This is a genomic window from Hydrotalea sp. GW822-HT8A01, assembly GCF_058798575.1.
This window is the reverse complement of the sequence record NZ_CM179506.1, coordinates 3,065,029-3,088,138: the sequence shown is the minus strand read 5'-3', so window position 1 is coordinate 3,088,138 and position 23,110 is coordinate 3,065,029. Positions and strand designations below refer to the sequence as shown.

21 protein-coding genes are annotated in these 23,110 nt (G+C 35.9%); 8 read left to right on the top strand and 13 right to left on the bottom strand.

The features are described 5' to 3' along the window. Positions 1-115 precede the first annotated feature (115 nt). Together AC3QLY_RS13720 and bshB1 are read left to right on the top strand one after the other, a co-directional pair. Positions 116-367, top strand: coding sequence for a type B 50S ribosomal protein L31 (locus AC3QLY_RS13720; protein ID WP_068244709.1), 252 nt, complete (start codon positions 116-118; stop codon positions 365-367). Between the two features lie 163 nt (positions 368-530). Further along, complete coding sequence (gene bshB1 / locus AC3QLY_RS13715; RefSeq protein WP_218330400.1) at positions 531-1,265, top strand: bacillithiol biosynthesis deacetylase BshB1; 735 nt, start codon at positions 531-533, stop codon at positions 1,263-1,265. Positions 1,266-1,278: 13 nt separating this feature from the next. On the opposite strand, the gene AC3QLY_RS13710 is transcribed toward bshB1, so the two are convergent. After that, positions 1,279-1,884 carry an HD domain-containing protein gene (locus AC3QLY_RS13710; protein WP_218330401.1) on the bottom strand — a complete coding sequence of 202 codons (606 nt, stop codon included), beginning with the start codon at positions 1,882-1,884 and terminating at the stop codon, positions 1,279-1,281. Positions 1,885-1,987: 103 nt separating this feature from the next. On the opposite strand from AC3QLY_RS13710, the gene AC3QLY_RS13705 reads away from it, so the two are divergent. The 5 genes from AC3QLY_RS13705 (at position 1,988) to AC3QLY_RS13685 (ending at position 7,030) form a co-directional block, all read left to right on the top strand. Further along, the gene (locus tag AC3QLY_RS13705; protein WP_074418624.1) at positions 1,988-3,064 is read left to right on the top strand and encodes a 3-oxoacyl-ACP synthase III family protein; all 1,077 of its coding nucleotides are present in this window, start codon (positions 1,988-1,990) and stop codon (positions 3,062-3,064) included. A gap of 6 nt (positions 3,065-3,070) precedes the next feature. Then, complete coding sequence (locus AC3QLY_RS13700) at positions 3,071-3,883, top strand: N-acetylmuramoyl-L-alanine amidase (RefSeq protein ID WP_074418623.1); 813 nt, start codon at positions 3,071-3,073, stop codon at positions 3,881-3,883. 82 nt (positions 3,884-3,965) lie between these two features. Next, entirely contained in the window at positions 3,966-5,120 is a 1,155-nt protein-coding gene (locus tag AC3QLY_RS13695) for an acyl-CoA dehydrogenase (RefSeq protein ID WP_218330402.1), read from the top strand. Positions 5,121-5,167: 47 nt separating this feature from the next. Further along, the gene (locus AC3QLY_RS13690) at positions 5,168-6,352 is read left to right on the top strand and encodes a hypothetical protein (RefSeq protein ID WP_492989879.1); all 1,185 of its coding nucleotides are present in this window, start codon (positions 5,168-5,170) and stop codon (positions 6,350-6,352) included. A 9-nt stretch (positions 6,353-6,361) separates the two neighbouring features. Then, complete coding sequence (locus tag AC3QLY_RS13685; RefSeq protein WP_218330404.1) at positions 6,362-7,030, top strand: YggS family pyridoxal phosphate-dependent enzyme; 669 nt, start codon at positions 6,362-6,364, stop codon at positions 7,028-7,030. Here AC3QLY_RS13685 and AC3QLY_RS13680 read toward each other — a convergent pair. The 12 genes from AC3QLY_RS13680 to AC3QLY_RS13625 form a co-directional block, all read right to left on the bottom strand. Continuing rightward, entirely contained in the window at positions 7,027-7,308 is a 282-nt protein-coding gene (locus tag AC3QLY_RS13680; RefSeq protein WP_288096536.1) for an SGNH/GDSL hydrolase family protein, read from the bottom strand. The two genes, AC3QLY_RS13685 and AC3QLY_RS13680, sit on opposite strands and share 4 nt — an antisense overlap. Before the next feature lie 245 nt (positions 7,309-7,553). Next, positions 7,554-8,123, bottom strand: coding sequence for a hypothetical protein (locus AC3QLY_RS13675; protein ID WP_218330406.1), 570 nt, complete (start codon positions 8,121-8,123; stop codon positions 7,554-7,556). 12 nt (positions 8,124-8,135) lie between these two features. Next, positions 8,136-9,428 (bottom strand): amidohydrolase, encoded by a 1,293-nt coding sequence (locus AC3QLY_RS13670; protein WP_218330407.1) that lies wholly within the window; start codon positions 9,426-9,428, stop codon positions 8,136-8,138. Positions 9,429-9,499: 71 nt separating this feature from the next. Beyond that, complete coding sequence (locus AC3QLY_RS13665; protein ID WP_218330408.1) at positions 9,500-11,023, bottom strand: serine hydrolase; 1,524 nt, start codon at positions 11,021-11,023, stop codon at positions 9,500-9,502. A gap of 99 nt (positions 11,024-11,122) precedes the next feature. After that, positions 11,123-11,989: a TraB/GumN family protein gene (locus tag AC3QLY_RS13660; RefSeq protein ID WP_492989878.1), complete on the bottom strand. Its 867-nt coding sequence runs from the start codon at positions 11,987-11,989 to the stop codon at positions 11,123-11,125. A 97-nt stretch (positions 11,990-12,086) separates the two neighbouring features. Beyond that, positions 12,087-15,278: an efflux RND transporter permease subunit gene (locus AC3QLY_RS13655; RefSeq protein ID WP_288071263.1), complete on the bottom strand. Its 3,192-nt coding sequence runs from the start codon at positions 15,276-15,278 to the stop codon at positions 12,087-12,089. Positions 15,279-15,303: 25 nt separating this feature from the next. Further along, a complete protein-coding gene (locus AC3QLY_RS13650) occupies positions 15,304-16,410 on the bottom strand; it encodes an efflux RND transporter periplasmic adaptor subunit (protein ID WP_288071265.1) in 1,107 nt (368 codons plus the stop codon). Positions 16,411-16,428: 18 nt separating this feature from the next. Then, positions 16,429-17,709, bottom strand: a complete 1,281-nt coding sequence (locus AC3QLY_RS13645) for a TolC family protein (protein ID WP_218330410.1) — start codon at positions 17,707-17,709, stop codon at positions 16,429-16,431. Positions 17,710-17,808: 99 nt separating this feature from the next. Next, positions 17,809-18,213, bottom strand: coding sequence for a hypothetical protein (locus AC3QLY_RS13640; RefSeq protein ID WP_074418396.1), 405 nt, complete (start codon positions 18,211-18,213; stop codon positions 17,809-17,811). A gap of 163 nt (positions 18,214-18,376) precedes the next feature. Next, positions 18,377-21,475 (bottom strand): protein translocase subunit SecDF, encoded by a 3,099-nt coding sequence (gene secDF / locus AC3QLY_RS13635; RefSeq protein ID WP_288071269.1) that lies wholly within the window; start codon positions 21,473-21,475, stop codon positions 18,377-18,379. A 98-nt stretch (positions 21,476-21,573) separates the two neighbouring features. Then, entirely contained in the window at positions 21,574-22,125 is a 552-nt protein-coding gene (locus AC3QLY_RS13630) for an FKBP-type peptidyl-prolyl cis-trans isomerase (protein WP_492989877.1), read from the bottom strand. Then, complete coding sequence (locus AC3QLY_RS13625; protein WP_218330413.1) at positions 22,067-22,432, bottom strand: hypothetical protein; 366 nt, start codon at positions 22,430-22,432, stop codon at positions 22,067-22,069. The genes AC3QLY_RS13630 and AC3QLY_RS13625 overlap by 59 nt, the downstream gene beginning before the upstream one ends. A 417-nt stretch (positions 22,433-22,849) precedes the next feature. Here AC3QLY_RS13625 and AC3QLY_RS13620 point away from each other — a divergent pair, with 417 nt between their 5' ends. Continuing rightward, complete coding sequence (locus tag AC3QLY_RS13620) at positions 22,850-23,101, top strand: lysoplasmalogenase family protein (RefSeq protein ID WP_492989876.1); 252 nt, start codon at positions 22,850-22,852, stop codon at positions 23,099-23,101. The last annotated feature ends 9 nt before the right edge of the window (positions 23,102-23,110 follow it).

The window sequence follows — 23,110 nt, the reverse complement described above, 5'->3', positions numbered from 1 at the left end:
AAAATTGTGTAACAACCATCTTAATTTTGGTAAAAACTTACCCAACCCTTATTTTTGCACCCTCAAAAAAAATTAATAATCGTACGGCCAAACCGTACCACCTAAATCATTCATTATGAAGAAAGGTATCCATCCCGAAAGTTACCGCTTAGTGGTATTTAAAGATATGAGTAACGGGTACTCATTTTTAAGTCGTTCAACTGCTGCTTCTAAAGAAACTGTTGCATGGGAAGATGGCAATGAATATCCATTAATTAAATTAGAAATTTCTAATACTTCGCATCCTTTTTATACCGGCAAAAATGTATTGGTAGATACTGCAGGCCGTATTGATAAGTTCAAGAAAAGATATGCGAAGAAAAGTTAATTTACACGTGAGAATAGAGCAAGAACCCGGTCTTTTAAACTGACTGGGTTTTTTGTTTTATTGAACAATAGCTTTGCTTAAATTTATAATAAATATGCAACCTTTCAAATAGAATACTGTTGAAATGATTGAAAGTTGTAACGTTTGAATAAAATTGTAAAAGATGAAATTAGATATTTTAGCTTTTGGTGTACATCCCGATGATGTGGAATTAGGTTGTTCAGGCACCATTATGGCTGCAGCTGCAGAAGGGAAAAAAGTAGGTGTTGTAGATTTAACAAAAGGTGAATTAGGTACCCGCGGAACGGCAGAAACCCGTTTGCAGGAATCTGCAAAAGCTGCAGAAATAATGGGTGTATTAGTGAGAGAAAATTTAGAAATGGCCGATGGTTTTTTTGTACATGATGAAGCTCATCTGCGCAAAGTAATTACCGTTATTAGAAAATATCAACCCGAAATTATTTTATGTAATGCACCTGAAGATCGTCATCCGGATCATGGTCGAAGCGCAAAATTAGTAGCTGATGCAGCATTTTTAGCAGGGCTGCGAAAAATTGAAACAACAGATAATGAAATACCACAGGAAAAATGGCGTCCAACTTATGTTTTTCATTATATACAAGACCGGTTTATTCAACCATCATTTGTTATAGATATATCTGCTTATATGTCCCAAAAAATTGAGGCAGTATTGGCATATGCTACCCAGTTTTATAAACCCGATGTAAACTTAAATGAACCTCAAACATATATTTCATCTCCACAATTTTTAGAAACCGTAAAAGCCAGAGCTATGATGCTGGGTAAAAGAATAGGAGTGGAATATGCCGAAGGCTTTATTTCCGAAAAGGTATTGGGCATTCGTTCTTTTGATGCTATTGTGAAAAATGTTACCTAATACAATAAAAGTATTAAGGTAACGTAACCGCTTGTTGTTTAGCAATAATAAAAGCAATCAGTTCATCCAACTGTACACCGGCACGGGTGCATGCATCTTGTATATCTTCTCTGGAAACATTTGCTGCAAATGATTTTTCTTTTAATCGCTTTTTTACGCCTTTTACATCCATGCCTTCATAACCATTGGGGCGCATTAAAGAATATGCATGTATTAATCCGGAAAGTTCATCAAATGCATACAGCATTTTGTCCATTCTGGTTTCAGGTACTATCCCAAAATGTGCAGGCCCATGTGAGGCAATGGCATGTATAATTTCAGGATCAATATTTCTGATTTCTAACTCTTCAATAATTTTGCTGCAATGCAGTTCAGGCCACTGATCCCAATCTGCATCATGCAATAATCCCGCCATTTCCCATTTCCATTGTGTTGCTTCAGGCAGTTGTTCAATTTCTGCAGCCCAGCATTGCATTAAATGGGCTACTTGCAACATGTGCAATTGCAGTTTAGGATTCAATACCCAAGCCTGCATTAGTTGCATGGCATCTTCTTTTGTTAAAACATTATCCTGATTGGCCGGATTGCCAAAAACAGTTCTGCCTAAATATAACGACATATATTTTTTTGGGTAAAGATACAATCCTGAATAATTTTTTAAGGTCTGTACTTTTGTGTGTGAACTATCCTTACTTTTAAAGTTCACTATTATACCAACTATAATGCCTGCATTACGAACAGTAATTACCGGTACGGGATGTTATATACCTGAGGTAATAAAATCGAATAAAGATTTTTATGTAAACCATTTTTATGATGAAAATGGACAACCCATCGCTTTGCCATCTAATATTATTGCCGAAAAATTTAAAAATATTACCGGGATTGAAGAACGGCGTTATGCACCGGGTAATATGAATAATGTTGATATGGCTATTGCAGCAGCCACTGCCGCTATTGCAGATGCCGGAATTAACAAAGAATCCATCGATCAAATTATCCTGGCGCACAATTTCGGTAATGTTATTCAACATACCATACAAACAGATACCATGCCTGCATTGGCTTCAAGAGTAAAGCACGGTTTAGGAATTAAAAATGCACAATGTATTCCTTATGATATTGTGTTTGGTTGTCCGGGTTGGCTGCAAGGTATTATTCAGGCCGATGCATTTATAAAAGCAGGTGTTGCAAAAACATGTTTAGTAATTGGTGCGGAAACCTTATCGAGAGTAATTGATATTTATGACAGGGATAGTATGATATTTTCAGATGGCGCAGGAGCCTGTATTGTAAGTGCAAAGGAAACAGATGAAGCTGTGGGTATTTTATCCTACAGTGTCCAGTCGCATGCATTAGAAGAATTAGATTATTTATATATGGGTAAATCTAACTTTCCGCATTCTGATCCACGTATTCGTTTCATTAAAATGAAAGGAAGAAAAGTGTATGAATATGCCATGCGTTATGTATCCGCAGCTATGAAAGATTGTTTAGATAAAAGTGGAGTGGATATCAAAACTTTAAAAATGATTTTTCTCCATCAGGCCAATGAAAAAATGGATGAAGGCATTGTTAAAAAATTGTATGAGTTATATGGCATACATGAATTACCACCCTGTGTTATGCCCATGAGTATTCATACATTAGGCAATAGTTCTGTTGCAACAATTCCTACATTATTAGATTGGGTTCGGAAGGGGCAAATTCCGGATCACCATCTTCAGCCGGGCGATACCATTCTTTTTGCTTCTGTAGGTGCAGGAATGAACATTAATGCTATTTGTTATAAATATTAATTGGTTATGAAAAAATATCTTATTCTTTGCACTTTTATAGTTGGTATCTGTGCTTGTTCCCGCAATCCTTATCAGTTAACCAACAGAACCTATAAAAAAGAAGTATCTCGTTTTAGCCGACAGCTAAAAATAATTCCTGCAGTTCCTGCAAATGATACCATTCAACAGCCACCTTATTTTGTTGGAACCACCAACTTTAATTTACGTAAACCCAATTACGTTATTATACATCATACCGCACAAAATAGCTGTCCTGCAACACTTAAAACCTTTACCAAACCTGCAACACAGGTTAGTGCACATTATGTAATATGTAAAGATGGAACAGTATACCATATGTTGAACGATTATTTAAGAGCCTGGCAGGCAGGAGTAAGCAGTTGGGGAAATGATAAAGACATCAATTCATCTTCTATTGGAATTGAATTAGATAACAATGGCTTTGAGCCATTTGACAGTGCACAAATCAACAGTTTGTTAAGTTTGTTAAGCCGTTTAAAACAAATATATCATATCCCAACACCCAATTTTATTGGGCATGGCGATATTGCACCCACACGTAAAAACGATCCCAACTACCGTTTCCCATGGCAATTATTGGCGCAACATGGTTTTGGCAATTGGTATGATGCAATAATTACTGACACTATACCCGATGCATTTAATACCTTAACGGCATTGAGGGTTATTGGTTATAATGTAAAAGATACTGCTGCAGCCATTATTGCTTTTAAACGTCATTTTCTGCAGGATACAACACCCGGCATGACCGCACCGGCAAGATTAGTACTTTACAATCTTCAAAAAAAGTATATGTAACAATTGAAAATAAAATTCCTTTGTACAAATAATGGTTACTAACAATCGTTAGCTTATTTTTGTGTGCATTAAATTAAACGCTATGGATTTTAAGTTGAGCGAAGAACATTTGATGATTCAAAAAGCTGCTCGTGATTTTGCCAAAAACCATTGTTTACCCGGTGTAATTGAACGCGATGAACACCAAAAATTTCCGAAAGAACAAATAGAACAGTTGGCCGATTTAGGTTTTATGGGCATGATGGTAAAACCAGAATATGGCGGTGCAGGAATGGATACCATTAGTTATGTTTTGGCCATGGAAGAAATTAGTAAAATTGATGCCAGTACCAGTGTGTGTATGAGTGTAAACAACAGCTTAGTATGTTATGGTTTACAGGAATTTGGTACAGAAGCCCAAAAACAACAATACCTCACACCGCTTGCACAGGGGAAAAAAGATGGTGAACTATATATTGGCGCATTTTTATTAAGTGAACCGGAAGCGGGTAGTGATGCTACCTCACAGCAAACAACTGCTGAAGATATGGGTGATTACTATTTATTGAATGGTACAAAAAATTGGATTACCAATGGTTCAAGTGCCAGCGTTTACTTAGTAATGGCTCAAACATATCCTGAAAAAGGTGCGCATGGTATCAATACATTTATTGTTGAAAAAAACTGGCCAGGTGTTACAGTTGGTGCCAAAGAAAATAAACTGGGTATTAGGGGCAGCGATACACATAGTATTTTGTTTAATGATGTAAAAGTGCCTAAAGCCAATAGAATTGGGGAAGATGGCTTTGGATTTAAGTTTGCCATGAAAACACTGGCAGGTGGCAGAATTGGCATTGCATCTCAGGCATTGGGTATTGCAAGTGGGGCTTATGAACTGGCATTGCAATATGCCAAACAAAGAAAAGCTTTTGGAAAAGAAATTGCCAAACATCAGGCCATTCAATTTAAACTTGCTGACATGGCCACCCGTATTGATGCTGCCCGTTTGCTTTGTTTAAAAGCTGCCTGGGAAAAAGACCATGGAATGAATTATGACATTAGCAGCTCAATGGCCAAAGTATATGCGAGTGAAACGGCCATGTGGGTTACTGTTGAGGCGGTTCAAATTCATGGTGGATACGGTTACGTGAAAGAATACCATGTTGAACGATTGATGCGTGATGCAAAAATTACCCAAATTTATGAAGGCACCAGTGAGGTGCAGCGGATTGTAATTAGCAGAAATATTTTAAAATAAGCAAATCCGTTTTTTTGCAGTTATTTGAGTAAGTTTATATAACTGCAATGAAAAAAATCAGCTTCATACTATTTATCTTTTTTTGCAGCCATTTGCCAACCGGGTTGATGGCTGCATCAACTGATACGATTAGTGCTCACATGCTGATTCATTTATTAGCTCAACAACAGGTGCAGTCTGCAAAGTTTTTTACAACAGGCACTTTTCCATCATACAGAACATACCGGTACAATATATCTAAACCAGATGATAATATATTTTTTACGGGACTCATTGTATTCACTCTAAAACAATTATATCCTTTAGCAGACAGTGCCGATAAAATTTTAATTGATTCCATCATTGAACGTGCAAAGCCTGCTTTCAAAAAATTTAAAAATAAAACGGGGAGAAATACTTATAATTTCTGGTCAACCTATCCTCCTGAAGTATTTCCGAATGGTGGTTGTTTAAATCTGATGAACCGATCTATGGCGCTTCCCGATGATATGGATGATACGGTAATTGATTTGTTGGCTTTAGGCACAGATAGCACTTCTGCCAGTGCAGTACATTTACTGATGCAACAATATACCAATCATTTAAATGGTAAAATAATTCGCAATACAAAGAAGTCACTTAAAAAATTACCGGCATATTCTACATGGTTTGGAAAAAAAATGCCCATTGACTTTGATGTATGTGTGTTGGCCAACATACTCTATTTTGTTCAGAACTATCATTTACTTTTCGCAAAAGCAGATAGTGCTACAGTAGAACTTTTAAAAATAAGTATTGAAAAAAAATACATTTTAAAAAGCAGTGCGATCCTATCCCCACATTATCAAAGAACTCCGGTAGTTTTATATCATTTGGCCCGTTTAATGAGTTTGTCTGGTTTTGATTTACTTCACGAATTTAAACCTGTACTCGTGCAAACAGCGCATCAAATGTTATCAAATCCATCTACCAATTATTTTGATAAAATAATTGTTGCAACCGCTTTATTAAGATGGGGTGAAAATATTAATGCTCCCTTAAAAATGGGTGTACCTCAAATCCAAAACTTTTTTAGGAATAATCAATTTGTATTTTTTAAGGCCAATATGTGTTCTATATTACCTAATCCTTTTAAAATGATATTTGAAAAACTGAATATTGGGCAGTTTAATTATTTTTCACCAGCATACAATATTGTTTTGTTATTAGAATATCTTTTGTTGCAACAACAATACAATCAGGCACATCCTTAATTTTGTATTATGGCAGTAGCTATTGAAACATATCAAAATATTCTACAAGAATTAAATGCAAGGCATACCAGGTTAATTGCAGTAAGTAAAACCAAACCGGGTGAAGATATTTTAACTTTATACCATTTAGGCCAAAAAGACTTTGGTGAAAATTATGTGCAAGAGTTAGTAGATAAAGCTACTAAACTGCCAACTGATATTCAATGGCATTTTATTGGTCATTTGCAAAAAAACAAAGTAAAATACATTGCACCTTTTGTTTATTTAATTCATGGGGTAGATAGTTTGTCTTTACTGGCTGAAATTAATAAACAAGCGCAAAAATGTAATCGGGTTATTGATTGTTTATTACAAATTTATATTGCAAAAGAAGAAACAAAGTTTGGATTGAATGCGGAGGAACTAATCGAAATACTATCAACTGTTCAATCAGGTATTTTTTCAAGTATTCGGTTAAAGGGATTAATGGGTATGGCAAGCTTTACTGAAAATCAATCTCAAATTGAATCAGAGTTTCAATATTTGAAGCATTTGTTTGAAAGCTGTAAAAAAAAATATCAAAAGTTATCAGATTTCACCATTCTTTCTATGGGAATGAGTAACGATTATAAAATTGCCATTGCATGTGGCAGCAATATGGTGCGTATTGGCAGTTTGTTATTTGGGAAACGTGCTTAATGAAAAGCGATTTGCTTCCAGTGCATCAGATCATTTGCAATATAATCGGTAAGTTGTTTTGCAATCAGTTGTTGTTGTAAATCGGGATGATTATCACATCCGCCATTATAAGCCTGTTTTAAAAAATATTTACTGATTTTTCCATCTTGCACACACCAGTTATTTTGAACCACAGCAGTAATGTAGCGTTGTAAATTTGCATTCAAACTACTATCCGCCATCGGACTGGATAAACAAATAATCTGCGCGTTCGGATATTGAGTTCTGATAGTTTGCAAAAGATAAAGATATTGTTTACAATAGTAAGCAGAATCTTGTTTGCCATCATTTTGACCTAAACAAATGGTTACAACATCCGGCTGATATTTTGAAAATTACCATGGAATTCCGTTCGGTTGGAGATTTAATTGATTAAATATGTTTTTAATATTAAATGCAATATTGCAGCAGCTATGCACCAATCCAATGCCCGAGTAAGCGGTTAAATGCCACTGTGCATTCAGGTTTCTTGCTGTTGTGGGGCCTAAGCAAAATAAGTGTTGTGCTGGTCTTGCCAAACTCCTGCATGGCAAGGCACCACCGATTGATCACTACCTGTACCGCAGGTTATGGAGTTGCCAATACATTCTATCCGTTTGTTGGGTAATGGTGGTGGTTCAAGCAATGCATTGCAAAGCATCCCTGCAAATTCCATGTAACCAATATTGGTTTCTGTATTTTTACACAACACTATTTTATGAGCACCATTTTTTAAATTATAAAAAGAAAGTGTATCTCTTTTTTGCTGTAAACGAATACGATGATAAATGTAATTATCAATTACCACTTCAACATAATTATGGGCATTGGGGTTGGGTACTTCATCCTGCACAATGAATTTGCACGATGAGCCATTGAATGAAGTTGTTACATACACACCCGGCGCCCAATATTTAGGAAGCGCCGGATTGCTAAAATCTATTCTCCCAAGATATTGAAATTTTGGATTATCGGCTGAAAAAAAGCGAAGGCTTTGAGCATTTAACTGAATGTTGCAACCCAAAAGCATAATAACTGCAAAGCATCTGGAAAAAATCCTGCCCAAAAATTTCATTCTATGTTTGTATTATTTGTGTGTGTTTGCATATTGAAATACAATCTGACAAAAAGCTTTTACACCTACAGACAACATACTGTCATCAATATAGAAATCCGGAGTATGATGTGGTGGCGCTTTAGCAGGATCCATTCCCTTAGGCATTCCACCTAAAAAGAAAAAGAATGCAGGCGCTTTATCACCATAAAAAGAAAAATCCTCGGCTCCGGTAGTCCAGTCAGATTCTGATACATTATTTTTCCCTGCAGCCAGTTCTAATGCCGGTAAAGTTGCTTTCACTAAATTGGGGCTATTGTAAGTAACTTCTGTTTTTGTATCAATAGAAACTGTTGCAGTAGCACCGGATGCTTCTGCAATTTTTTCTGCAGTGCGTATCATTCTTTCATGCACATCTTTCTGCATTTTACTGTCTAAAGTTCTAATGGTGCCTTCCATTGTTAATGTTTCCGGAATAATGTTGCTGCGCACACCACTATTAATTTTACCAACAGTAATTACAACAGGTGCTTTGGTTAATTCTTCCTGTCTGCTTACAATGGTTTGAAAGCCCTGAATAATTTGTGCAGCTATTACAATAGGATCAATTCCGCTCCAGGGTTGTGAGCCATGCGATGATTTACCTTTTACTTTTACGGTAAACCAATCGCTGGAAGCCATGGTAGCTCCAGATTTATATTTTATTTTTCCGATTTCGGTTTGAGAATTGATGTGTAAACCAAAAATAGCATCTACTTTCGGATGGTCCATTACCCCTTCTTTAATCATTAAAGGTGCACCACCTTCTTCATTACCGGGAGGGCCTTCTTCGGCAGGTTGAAATATGAAAACAACGGTACCGGGTACTTCATTTTTCATTTTTGTAAGCACTGTAGCCGTTCCCATTAAAATAGCAATATGAGAATCATGCCCACAGGCATGCATTACGCCCACCTTATTGCCTTCATATTCTCCGGTAACTTTACTGGCAAATGGCAATTGAATGCGTTCAACAACAGGTAGTGCATCTATATCAGCTCTTAATGCTACAACGGGGCCGGGCTTGCCGCCTTTTAAGATGGCCACTACACCGGTTTTAGCAACAGGATATTGTACATCTAATCCTAATTTTTTTAAATAAGCTGCAATGTAGGCGCCTGTATTGTATTCTCTGTTCGATAATTCAGGGAATTGATGGAAATGTCTTCGCCAGGCAATTACCGAATCATTTAGAGCATTTGCATAAGTATTAATGGTATTTGTTTCATTTTGCGCAAATGCCAGTGAAGGCAGCATTAGTAAAAACAGTAGTTTGGCAACTTTCATAATGTTCGTTTTGATGGTTGGTATTCAAATGTAATGATTGCTTGGTATAAAATTACTTACTGCTGGTTACATTATTTTTTTATAAACAGATAGGGATCAAATTCAACAAAATCACTGGCTTTAATTGGAATGCCTGTTACGGTATTATTTTTGGTTAAAAAGGAAGTGGTAAAAACGCCAAAAGCCGGGTTGTTATATGTGAGCAGCCATTCATCATTATCCAAATATTGCAGTGTTGCCAGTAAGTTTTGATGGCTGTTGAATTTGATCAATAAATTGCCTGGATTATTTCTTTCTTCAGAAATAGTGATCGTTCCATATAATGTATTTTCATATTGACCGGTATAGGATTTTAAAGGTAACGGTGGTGTATTGCCTTTAATTCGATCTTTCCATCCATCTATCTTTTTTATTTCCCTTGTTTCTTCATCTAAAAATCCGGGCAATACTGTTTTACTTAAATTTTCAAAAGGTAATTTTAAATAGGCATTTAAAATTTGATAGCGTAGTAATTCAAAAAAATCCTGATTATCCTGATTGGTAAGAATGGTGATACCCAGATTTTCTTCGGGAACAAAACAGGTATTGGTTACAAATCCAAATGCCCCACCGGTATGCCAGAAAATCTGTTTGCCATGATAATCAGTTTCGAATATACCGAGTCCATAACCACTAAAATGTGAATCACCTCTTTTACGGCTGGAGATGATGGTAGCCATATCTCGGGTTGTTCTTAGAACTTCCCAAGGAACAATTCTTTTGCCATTATACCTGCCACTGTCTAATTGCATCATCAGCCATTTGGAAAGGTCGGAAACACAACTTAACAAACTTCCTGCCGGGCCTAAATTATCTACCTGATCGTAGGGGAGCAGCTGTAGTTTGCCCGCGAATGCAGTCGTATGTGGCTTAGCAGCGTTGGGCATTCTGCTGATACCATAGCCTAAGGTTTGTGTATGCTCCATTCCTAATGGTTGTATTAAACTATCGTATACATAAACTTCCCAGGGTTTTCCGGTAACTTTTGGTATAATTTCACCTGCAGTTAAAAAGCAGCTATTGCAATAACCAAAATCCTGCCTGAAAGTACCCGATGGTTTTAAATAGCGCATTTTGTACATGATTTCATGCCGCGAATTTTTGCTGTCCCAAAAAGAAAAATCGCCTTGAAATGTTTTGGTACCCAAATGATGCGATAGCATATCATGAATGGTTACCATTTTGGTTACGGCAGAATCATACAATTGAAAATCGGGAAAATATTTTATAATCTTATCATTTAACGAAAGCTTATGATCATAAGCCAATTGTGCAAGTGAGGTAGCTGTAAATAGTTTTGAGTTACTGGCTATCATAAAAAGCGTGTTTTCATCAACCGGCGCTTTTGTTGTAACATCTCTTACGCCAAAGCCTTTCATTACTATTATTTTACCATCTTTTATAATCGCAATGGCTAAACCGGGAATATTCCAGTCCTGCATGCCCTGCTCAATGTAGGTATTTAAACTATCTTTAATAAAAGTAGGTTGCGCATTTAGCTTGGTTGTGCCGGTACAAAGCAAAATGAAACTTAGAAAGCTGATCAATTTTCTCATAAAAATTAAAATATAGATTGGAAGGTACTACATGCAAAGTGAACTGTTTCAAATTACTTTAAAAATATTCGTTTTCATCAGTTATCATAGCATCTATTCTTATTGGAATAATATTGGCACAACAGCATAACCTTGTTTACGGAATAATGCAATTAATCCTTCATTTCCACCTAAATGTCCGGCACCAACAGCTATAAAACAGGAAGTTGCTTGCATTAATTGTGTTATTTTGGCTACCCAATTTTTATTGCGCTGAACCACCAGTTCATTTTGGTATTGTAGTAAATCATCCTCCGTGGTCAGACTTTGTTGAATGCTATCTATGTTCATACGTTTGTACATTGCCACCATATTTATAAGTTCTATTTTCGACCGATTGAAATGCAGCAGCGTTTCTTTTAACATATTGGCTTGTTGTTGGTAAGGTATGTCATCCAATATTTTAAATTGAAAACCGGCTGTTTCTAAACCCTCAATTGGAATATAATACTGTTCTGCAATTTTTTGAATAGAAGTTTCTAAAGAAATGGGAGTGCAGCCCATTAATGCAGGATATAAGAACGAAGTAATTAGAATGGGTTTATAAAATTGAAAAAAACTGAGATTAATATTTGTCTTCTCTTGAAAAATATGATTCATAGAATCATAAGCAGGTGTGGATACAAAATTTTTAAGTGTTTGATTGTTTTGCATGGTCATTTCCTGCATCATGTTATTAAATAGAGCAGGGTCGTCTAATTTAATTTCAAAATAAACGGTATCAACTTTTTGAATGATGCTGGAAATGGTATCTGGAAGTATAAATTCATTAGGGCATAATAAGTGGAAGGTACCGAAGATATAGGCATTGGCTGGAAGATGATTGCCTGATATGCGCCAGAGCAATGATTGTTGTTGCGGCTCTTGTGCCTGTAATAGCAATGGTAATAAAAATAAAAAGAGGTAATATTTCCATTTTGTATTCATGTAATAGTTTTTTGATGAGGAAGCAATAGAGCATAATAAAGCCGCTTCGTGAAGATAAGAAGCGGCTTTTAATTTCTACTAAAATTAATATAGAGCATTAGCTCTTTGTTTCAGTAGAATTATCATTATCTGTAAGTGACTTATGTTTATTATCTACATTTCTGTAAGCCCATCCAAAGATTAATGGGAATACCCATAGCGAGAAGATCATGGCACATAAAATACCTCCAATTACAACTCTGGCCAAAGGTCTGGAACTTTCAGAACCAATACCATGCGAAATGGCCGCAGGCAATAAACCAATGGCTGCCATTAAGGCGGTCATCATTACAGGGCGTATGCGCGATTTAACCCCTTCTTTAATGGCTGAGTATAATGTATTGGACGCACCCTTTATGTTTTCAAGATTGTGCTTAAATACCGTTATCAGTAAAACCCCATCCTGAATACAGATACCAAATAAGGCTATAAAACCAATACCTGCGGAGATACTGAAATTGGTACCCGTTATATGCAGTGCTGCAATTCCACCCACTATTGCAAAAGGCACATTTAAAAAGACAAGCCCGGCATCTTTTAAATTGCCAAACATGGTAAACAGCAATAGAAAAATTAATAATAAGCTGATGGGAACTACCTGTGCCAGTCTATGTTCGGCTCTTTTCTGATTTTCAAAATCGCCCTGCCATGCCATGGTGTAACCACGTTTTAATTGAACAGCCTGATCAACTTTTTTCTGTGCTTCTGCAATCGTACTGCCCATGTCTCTATCGCGTACAGAAAATTTAAGTGCAGAGTAACGTTGGTTATCATCCCTGAAAATTAAGCAGGGGCCTGTTTTTTCTGTGATGGTGGCAATTTCTTTAATGGGCACTTTAGAGCCACTTTGTGTTGGCACCAAAAGGTTCCCAATATCTTCCGGTGTTTTTCTGAAATTTTCCGGAAGGCGAATACGAATATCAAATGTTTTAATACCCTCATACAATGTTGAGGCTGCTAAACCACCTATGGCCATAGCAACCACTGCATTGGCATCGGCAGTGGCAACGCCATACATGGCCATTTTGTTCTGATCAAGATTTACATCTAACTCCGGTTGCCCAATGTTATGGATCACACCCAAATCGGTAATACCACGAACATTTTTTAAAATATTATATACTTCCTGAATTTTGCCTTCCATATAATTTAAAGAATCACCATATACTTTTACACTGATGGAACCTTTTACACCGGAAACAGCTTCTTCTACATTATCCATAATGGGCTGCGAAAAATTTAGATCAATACCTGGTATATTGGATAAGGATTTGTTCATTTCTTCAATCAATTGATCTTTAGTGATGTTCGGCTTCCAGGAATCTTCTGGATACAGCATCACAGAAAATTCATTGTTGTAAAAACCTGCTACATCGGTACCATCATCTGGACGGCCGGTTTGTGATACGGCATATTTTACCTGAGGAAATCCCATTAATATTTTTCGAATCTGTGTTGAAATTTCAACCGATTTATCTAAGGAAATGCTGTAAGGTGTTTGTACCCTTAACCAGATAGAACCTTCATCTAATTCAGGTAAAAACTCAGATCCCAGGTATTTGAAAGAATAAAGACCACCTACCATAATTACCAATGCAATGGGTACAACCCATTTTCTTCTTTTGTAAGCACCTGCAAATCCTTTCTGCATAAAACCAGTGAGGGCTTCTACAAAAGGATTGTGTTTTTCGTGCACATTTTTTCTAAGCAATAAGTTTATTAAAACAGGTACCAGTGTTAGTGTAGTAATCAGTGCACCCAATAAGGCAAAACCCAATGTATAAGCCAATGGAGAGAACATTTTCCCTTCCACTTTCTGAAAAGCAAAAATGGGTAAGAGGCCTGTTATAATAATCACTTTTGCAAAGAAAATAGCTTTTCCTAATTGGGCTCCATTTTTCCTGATTAACCCTAGTTTGGCAATTTTATTGAATCGCTCCATATCCATTTCTTTGGCTTTATGGTCAAGTATTACAAACATACCTTCTACCATGACGACCGCACCATCTATAATAATACCAAAGTCAACTGCACCCAATGATAACAAATTGGCACTCATGCCCATTAAGCGCAAACAAATAAAGGCAAACAACAAGGCCATGGGAATAATAATGGAAACAATTAAAGTTGTACGCCAGTTAAACATGAAGAGCGAAACCAATAAGGTAACCAGCAATATGCCTTCCACCAAATTATGCAGTACAGTATGTGTTGCATAATTAATTAAATCAGTTCTATCGTAATAAGGAACAATTTGTGTATCAGCAGGTAAAATAAACTGATTCAGTTTATCTATTTTATCTTTAACTGCATTCAATACTTTAGTAGGATTTTCACCTTTTCGCATTAAGATAATGGCTTCTACCACGTCGGGTTCATCGGTTTCAACTCTTGTTCCATCTTTGTTTATCAAGCCATTTGAACGAGCTACCCAGCCTAAGCGGGGCAAGTTGGAAATTTCAACATTAGCAACATCTTTTACCAGTACCGGTACTCCGTTGATGTTTTCAATAATGATGTTTTTGATTTCATTAATATCATTCAATAAACCAATACCTCGCACTACAAAAGCCTGGTTATTTTGAATAATAACATCTCCACCAATATTAATATTTGTTTTTTGTACAGCAGTAAATACATCGAGCGGAGTAATACCCAGATTGGTGAGTTTTTCCGGGTTTACCTGTATTTCATAAGTTTTAGTTTTTCCGCCAAAACTTACAATATCGCCAACGCCGGGAACGGAGCGCAATTGACGATCAATGACCCAGTCTTGCATAGTTTTTAATTCTCTTACATCTCTGATATTGCTTTTGAGAGTATAGCGATAAATTTCGCCGGTAGGCCCAGTAGGAGGTTGAACTGAAGGATTAACGCCGGCAGGAAGATTGGCATTACCCAACAAATTCATTACCTGCTGACGGGCTTGTGGGTCTTTTACATTATCATCGAATATCAGTTTAACATACGATAAACCAAATATGGTAGAGGAACGAAGACTCACTTTATCCTGTACCGGATTCATGGCCAATTCAATGGGAATGGTAACAAATTTTTCTACTTCTTCTGCGCTTCTGCCCGGCCATTGGGTAATAATGCTGATTTCAGTATTGGTAACATCAGGAAATGCTTCAATGGGCATATTTTTAAATGTTACAATACCCACTATGATCATAGCCAGCGATGCCAATAGTATAAAAAATTTATTTTTAAGCGAAAATCCAATTACGCTTTTTAATATTTTAATCATTGCTTTAGTTTGAAATAAATGAAAACTAATTGTTTAGGGTATCGTAAATTAAAATGGCCTGCGATGCAATAATGCGATCTCCCACTTCAATACCCGAAGCGATATAAGTTTTATCTCCAATCGTATTAATTACTTCTACAGGTGTAATCACGGCTACACCGTTACCCTGATACTTCAGCACATAATACCTGCTGTTATCAAATACCAATGCTTTGGATGAAACACAAATGGCTTGTTTATTTTCTTTATTGGTAACTAAAATACTTGCAAACATTTGGGGTTTTAATGCATAATCATTATTTGGCAATACTACTTTAACTTTCATTACTTTATTGGCCGGGTCTAATACATTCATCATTTTATCAACCTTTCCTTTAAAAATTCTGTTGGGATAGGATATGGTAGTAACGTCAACGGGATCGCCCAGATGAATTTTACTGATGTTTGATTCATATACATTGGCATAAATCCATACATCTTTCAAATCAGAAATGGTGAAAAGATTATTACCATTATCAGTTCTGATAGCTGTATTGTTGGTAATATTTTTTTGAACAATAAAACCACTGATAGGTGCTTTAATCACATAATTACCCTGTGTATTGTTGCCATTAATTTTTAAAATTCTATTCACCATTTCTAATTGGGCAACTGCCTGCTGGTAAGCTGCTTCGGCAGCATTCACATCCAATTGCGAAGCAAGTCCGCTTTTAAACAAGTCGCGCTGTGCATCTAAATTTTTCTTGGCAACTGCCAGATTTGTTTCTGCATTTACTAAACTATTACTGTAACCGGCCATTTCGCTACTTTTTACAATAGCCAATACCTGGCCTTTTTGTACATAATCGCCTAACTGTACTTTTACATCTTCCACATTACCACTCACCAACGGATAGATATTTACCTGCTTATCTTGATTAAAATCTACTGTTCCGGTTAATGTTAATGCTTCAACGAGCGGACATTTTTGTACAGTATCTATTTTCAATGTTTTCAATAACGAGTCGGGAATTACATATTGTAGCCTCGTTTCTTTTTTTGCTGTTTCATCTTTACAGGCACTCATGCTGCATGCAGTAATTGCAATAATAAATGCGGGCAATACCCATTTATTTTTAAAAATATGCTTCATAAATCAATAATTCAGGGTTTAATAAAGTGATGTTCCGGTATAATAATTTAAATCTTCAAATGCGCTGATGCGGTTGAATTTAATAGAATTTATTTGTAATGTATTTTGTTTATAGGCATCATAAAAATCTAAAAAATCGAGCAGGCTGATGTTTCGTTTTTTGTAATTCGATAAAACTTCTTCCTTCAACCGGTCAAAATCTTTTCCAAAAGCAGGATCTATTTTTTGGTACAATGCCGTATTGTCGTAAGCCTTTTGCAAAGCCCGATATATTTGCGCTTCAATACTTGCTTCAGCACTTTTCTGGGTAGTGGCACTGTAATCAATCATCGATTTGGCCGATTTAATATTACCCTGGTTTCTGTTAAAAATTGGGATATCTATACCAAAACCTATATTGTTAAAGTTTTGAATATAGTTGCCTTGCTGGTCGTATCCTAATTGAAGGGTAAGATCGGGCACTGCTAAGGCTTTTTGAAGTTCGTAATTTTGTTTATTCATGTCTGTGTAAGCTTTTGCAATTTTTAAATCGGTTCTGGCCTGATAAGCTGAATCGATTAATATTGCAATAGGATATTTGGCAGGGCTGATTTTTGCCAGTTTGGTTTCATTAACTTCTGGTTGTATAAAACTGTCTTTTAACTGCAATACCAGCCGCAATTCACTTTCTGTATCATTAATTTGATTGATTAAATCGTTGTATTCGCTTTCTAAGCTGTACAATTGCGCTTTAATTCTAACTACTTCTTTTTCGGCAATATATCCCTTTGATTGCTGTTCTTCAAAGGCTTTTACCACTTGCTGCAGCGATTGAATTTCCTGTTGGTATACTTTAGAGGATTGCGTTAAATAATAAATATTATAAAAATCGGTTCTTAGTGTATACCGCAAGGTGCGCATTAAATCATAAAACTGATATTCAGCCAATTTGGCATTGGTTTCGGCCAGTTTAATTTGCTTATTTCTTTTGCCGGCCAAAATAATCATTTGTGAAAGTGTAGCCTGAATTTCGCCTTCCGAACCAAAGGGCAGCACTTTTTTTGAAACCGGCTGCAGCATCATTTGCGAAATATTGATATTTGGATTGGGATACAGTTTGGCCTGTATAATTAATGCCTTTTGTGCATTTACATTATAGCGTTGGGCTAAAAGCAGCAAATTATTTTGCAAGAAGATACTTTCAGCACTATCTATACTTAAATGAACAGTATCACTAGTGGGAGGTTGCCATTGTGCCATTGCAATACGGGAACAAAGCAATATTACTCCAAACAAAAAAATCGTTTTTAGTTTTTGCATATACAACCTGTAATATTCTATGAATAAATTATATCCGTTAAAATACTAAGCATTTGCCAATATTTTAACCAAATACACACCATAATTGTAAAAATAATTTTATGCTATGAATGGCTTTGGAGGAGGCGGTGTGATTTCGCGGATGATCAGCAAAGTAAAAAATTCATTTCTGCTTCTACGGTAAGTATTATCCTTCACATATTGAAGCGGAATTAATTTAACAGGTAGTTGCTGGCAAATTTTTACATCAAAATGTTTGATGTTTTGTGATTCTCTTGCATTATGTTTACAATATTCCGGGAAGGCATCTTTATTACCTAAAATAATTTCATCGAAATATTCTACCATTGAATTTAAATAATTGAAGTCGCTGATGGTATTTCTGTGTTTATGTGGATGAAAGTCGATAGAGTCCATACTGAAATTTAGAACCTGTAGGGCTACTACCAATAAGAGGAATTTTGCTACAATATTTTTTATTCTATTTTTAAATAATACATCCACGATTGCAAATTTAATTATAATACAGGCTATTCGATTATATGAGCATACTTTAATAATCTTTTAACGTAGAACATTTAGGCTGCTTTACTTCTACAACTGATTATATAAAAAACCTGTTGCATGGGTACAACAGGTTTTTAAATTGAATATATTGATGTTGCAATTATTTCTTTTCAGAAGAATCGCCCAGTGGTTTATCTTTTGCCATATCAACCAATATAGGTGCGGCAACAAATATGGAAGAGTAAGTACCGGTAATTACACCAATTAACATTGCGAAAGAAAATCCGCGGGTAACCTCACCACCAAATATGAATAATATTAACAAGGTGAGAAATACGGTTAATGATGTCATAATGGTACGACTCAATGTATCATTAATTGATTTATTGATAATGGCTCCTTTTGTGGCCCCTTTCATTAAGTGACTGTTTTCCCTGATTCTGTCGAACACAATTACGGTATCGTTCATAGAGAAACCAATTACGGTTAAGATGGCCGCAATAAAATGCTGATCAATTTCTAATGGGAATGGTACAATTTTTCTAAAGAAAGAGAAAACAGCTAAAGTAACGCATACATCATGCATTAAAGAGAAAATAGTACCCAGCGAATATCTCCAGTCTCTAAAACGGATGAAAATATACAAACATATAATAATCACTGCAATGATGGTTGCTTTTTTGGCACCTGCTTTCAAATCATCTGAGATAGAAGGCTGAACAGTTTGAGAACTTTGCTTGTATTTTTTATCAAAATCGTAGAAAGTAGTACCGGCCGGTAAATAATTCTTCAATCCTTCAAATATAGTATGTTCTATAATTGAATCAGTATTGGGTTTTGATTCTTTAATCAGATAAGCTGTTGTAATATTTAACTGATTATTGGTTCCAACTGTTTTAATAATCGGCAATTCACCACCCAAAACAGGACGCAATTCATCGGCTAATTTTTGCTGGTTTACCGGTTTATCGAACTTAACGGTATAGCTACGACCCCCTTCAAATTCAACGCCTTCATCAAAACCATTGAAATAAGAGGCAATTCCCAAGGTAAATACAATGGCAGAAATGATATAAGTAATTTTTCTATACTCAATAAATTTGAATGCAGAATGTTTAAATATTTTTCTGGAGATGGCAGTGAAATAGTTAAAGTGGCGCTTCCTGGTCATGTATATATCGGTAATCATTCTGGAAACCAGAATACCACAGAACAGTGATAATAAAATACCGATAATTTGTGTGGTAGCAAATCCTAACACAGGACCCAATCCAAAATAAGCCAAAATAATAGCGGTTAACAAAGTAGTTACGTGGGCATCTAATACAGGTGCCAATGAACGTTTATAACCGTCGTTAATTGCATTTTGATAGCTTTTACCCTTGGTAAGTTCTTCTTTAATTCTTTCAAATATAATAACGTTCGTATCTACCGCCATACCCACCGTTAATACCAAACCTGCTATACCGGCTGCGGTAAGTGTAAATCCTAATGCACTCAATATACCTATGGTAAATAGTAAGTTTAGGATTAATGCAATATTGGCTACCCAACCACCATTGTTATAATAAATAAGCATTAAAGAGAATATAACCAGGAAGGCGATAAAGAATGCCAAAGCACCACCTTTAATGGCTGCACTTCCCAAAGTAGGCCCAACAATTTGCTCCTGTACAATTTTTGCCGGAGCAGTTAATTTACCACTGGTTAATATTTCTGCAAGATCCTGTGCTTCTTTAACAGTGTAGTTGCCGGAAATTTGTGAATTACCGGTTGTAATAGCATCATTTACATTGGGTGCAGAGTAAACAAAATTATCTAATACAATAGCGATAGGTTTGTCAATATTTCTGGCAGTCATTTTTGCCCAGATATTGGTACCCACATTATCCATTGACATGCTGATTACCACACGGCCTCTTTCATCATTATCCTGACGTGCGTTGGTAACATGCTCACCTTCTAATTCAGCCTGTCCGTTGTCTAAAGTTTTGATAGCATATAGATTCAGGAAATTTTTTGCCTTAGGATCATCACTGGTATTATCGGGTTTACCATACATGAATACGAGGTTAGATGGAAATTTGCTTTTCACAATATCCATATTGATGTACCTGTTAAACGTGCCTGTATCTTTTACCTGAATCATGGCAATAACACCCGGATATACTACTTTGCCGGTAGCATTACGATAGGGTTGAGGGCCGGGTAACAACAACCTTCTTAACGGATTTTCATTGTTTTTGAATGTGGTAGAATCGGTTGTAGTGGTATTGCTATTTGAAGCAGATGATAATTGCGATAATGTAGCGGTTTGTGTTGTATCTGTTTTTTCTGATGTTTTTGCTACAGGTGCAGTTTCCGATTTTGCTTTTGCAGTATCAGTAGCTTTGATGCCATTTAAATAATCCTGTAAAGCTTTGTCTGCACTTAATAAACCATTCACTAACTCCGAATTTTCGGCGGTATACACTTCAAAGAATTGTAAGTTGGCAGTAGATTGCAGGTAATTTCTAACCCTTTCCGGATCGGTAATGCCGGCCAATTCTACATTGATAATCCCTTTTGCAGGATCGGGGTTGATATTGGGAGAAGAAACCCCAAATTTATCAATACGTGTTCTTAAAACCCGTAATGTGTTATTAAAAGCAGCAGTAGCCTGTTCTCTTAAATAATTGGTAACATCATCATTAGATGTGTTGTATTTTAATTTGCCATTACTTCTGGCTACAAAGAATGGAGCCAACTGTGCATTGGGATTAATTTTTTTGTATTCATCAATAAACAGGGTAATTAAATCTGCTCCACTATTTGCTTTTTTATTGACTGCAGCTGCTAAAGCCTGATTAAATTTTGGGTCTTTGGTATAATCGGCTAACGATTTGATTAAAGCATCTAACTGTACTTCTAAAGTAACACTCATACCTCCCTGCAAATCAAGACCCAATAATAGTTCTTTATCTTTTGCGCTGCGGTAGGTTGTTAAACCGAATGGCCCAATTTTAAAATCTTGGGTACTGTCCAATAACCTTTTGTATTCAGCTTCTTTTAACTGTTTTAAAGTATCGGCATACAAATCCCGCAAGTTAGTATTATCAGGATATTTTACTGATGGGGCAGGGTAGGCCTGTACATATTTTTCGGCCTTGGCTTCCATGGCACTTTCGTGGCTCTTTACAATCCATGTAAAAGAGAGCTGGTAAATACAAATTAAAATAAGAGCAATCGTAAAAAATCGCACTAAACCTTTCAGTTGCATACTAGTAAGGGTTTATAAAATTTTAGAGTGGGCAAAGATAGGGGAATGAAAATGATATTTAATTAGAAATTAACAACAGTAAAATTGTTTTAAAAAAATTATTGTACATCCACCAGATTCACATCAAAAAATAGCGGCGCATTGGGGGGTATCGGGCCACTGCCAATACATCCGTAAGCCAAAGCAGAAGGAATAACCATTTTAATTTCGCCTCCTTTCTTAATCAGCGGAATGGCAATTTGCCAGCCCTGAATCAGTGAATACAAATTCCATCCTGTTTGACTGGCATTGGGCTGCATATCGAAGGTGGTACCATTTAATAATTTTCCGGTATATGTTATATATATTTTTGAATTGAGTGAAGGGGTTGCGCCTGTTCCCGATGTGATAATTTGATATAAAATGCCACTGGTATCAGTTTGGTAGGTAACGCCATTGGCCACACAAAAGGCTACCATGGCATTTTTTTCTGAAGCTACCGTTGCTGACTGGCAAGGAGCACCTCCACCGGAATTGGATTTTGAACAGGCAGAAAAAAAGATTACTGAAATAAAAGCGGCTGTTAACAGTTGCTTCACCATCATTGTTTTTTTATGAATGAGTAGAATTGTTTGGGTTGTTAGAACCAGTTGTTGTATTGTTTTTTTCAAGTTTTCGTTTTTTGGATAGTAATTCTAAATAATGCTGCTGGTTCATTTCCCATCGGTAATTCCTGTACAAAAAAGCCATAACTATTGAAATGATGAGAATGATCAACAATAAAAAAAATGGATTTAGTTTGGTATGCGCTTCCATATCTGCACGTTCATACCATCCGGCAGCTATCAGCAAAATGATGCCTGCACCCAGACTGATTCCTGATGAAAATCCTTTCAATAATGTGCGGACGCTGGTTTTTTGCTTCTCCCCGTTAGCAGACCAATAAGCAATAAATTTTTCTTCCTCCTCGGTTAACATGTCGCAAATGTAATATTTAAGCTTTCAAAATTGCTGCTATGGTATAAAAAATCGATTTTTTGGGTTAAAATGTCAAAATCAGGTATTACATATTGTATCTACCTGACATTACTTTACTTTTAGCATACATTTTTTTAAAATAGAAATTATATTCCTGAATCGGCTTATTTTCGTAGCATACACTTAAAATTAACTGCATGCGCTTACTTAAAAAGCATGGCATATTGGTATTCTGGTTTTTTTTATTGGCCGATTGTTACCTCATTCATACAGAAAAAGAGCAATTGCGGATATTTACTAAACCCTTGTTAATACCCATTTTGCTTTTTTTTATTTTTTAAACGCAAAACATAATTTGTTTAAACATACTAAAACATTGTGTTTTTAGCGTTCGTATTTGCCTGAATAGGCGATATTTTGTTAATGGGGAAAGAAACCCTTTTCTTTATTTTCGGAATGGTGGCATTTATTGTTGCACTCATTTTTTTCATCATTACTTTTTTAAGAATGCACCAGCCTGAACTAAAACATAGCCAGGAAGCATTTATTGGTGTGGCTATTTTGTTTTGTTGGAATTATTTAGTCTTTCGCTTTATTGGTGCCAATTTAGGAGGCATGAAATGGCCTATACTAATATATATGTTTACTAATATATATGTTGATAACTAGTACAATGGC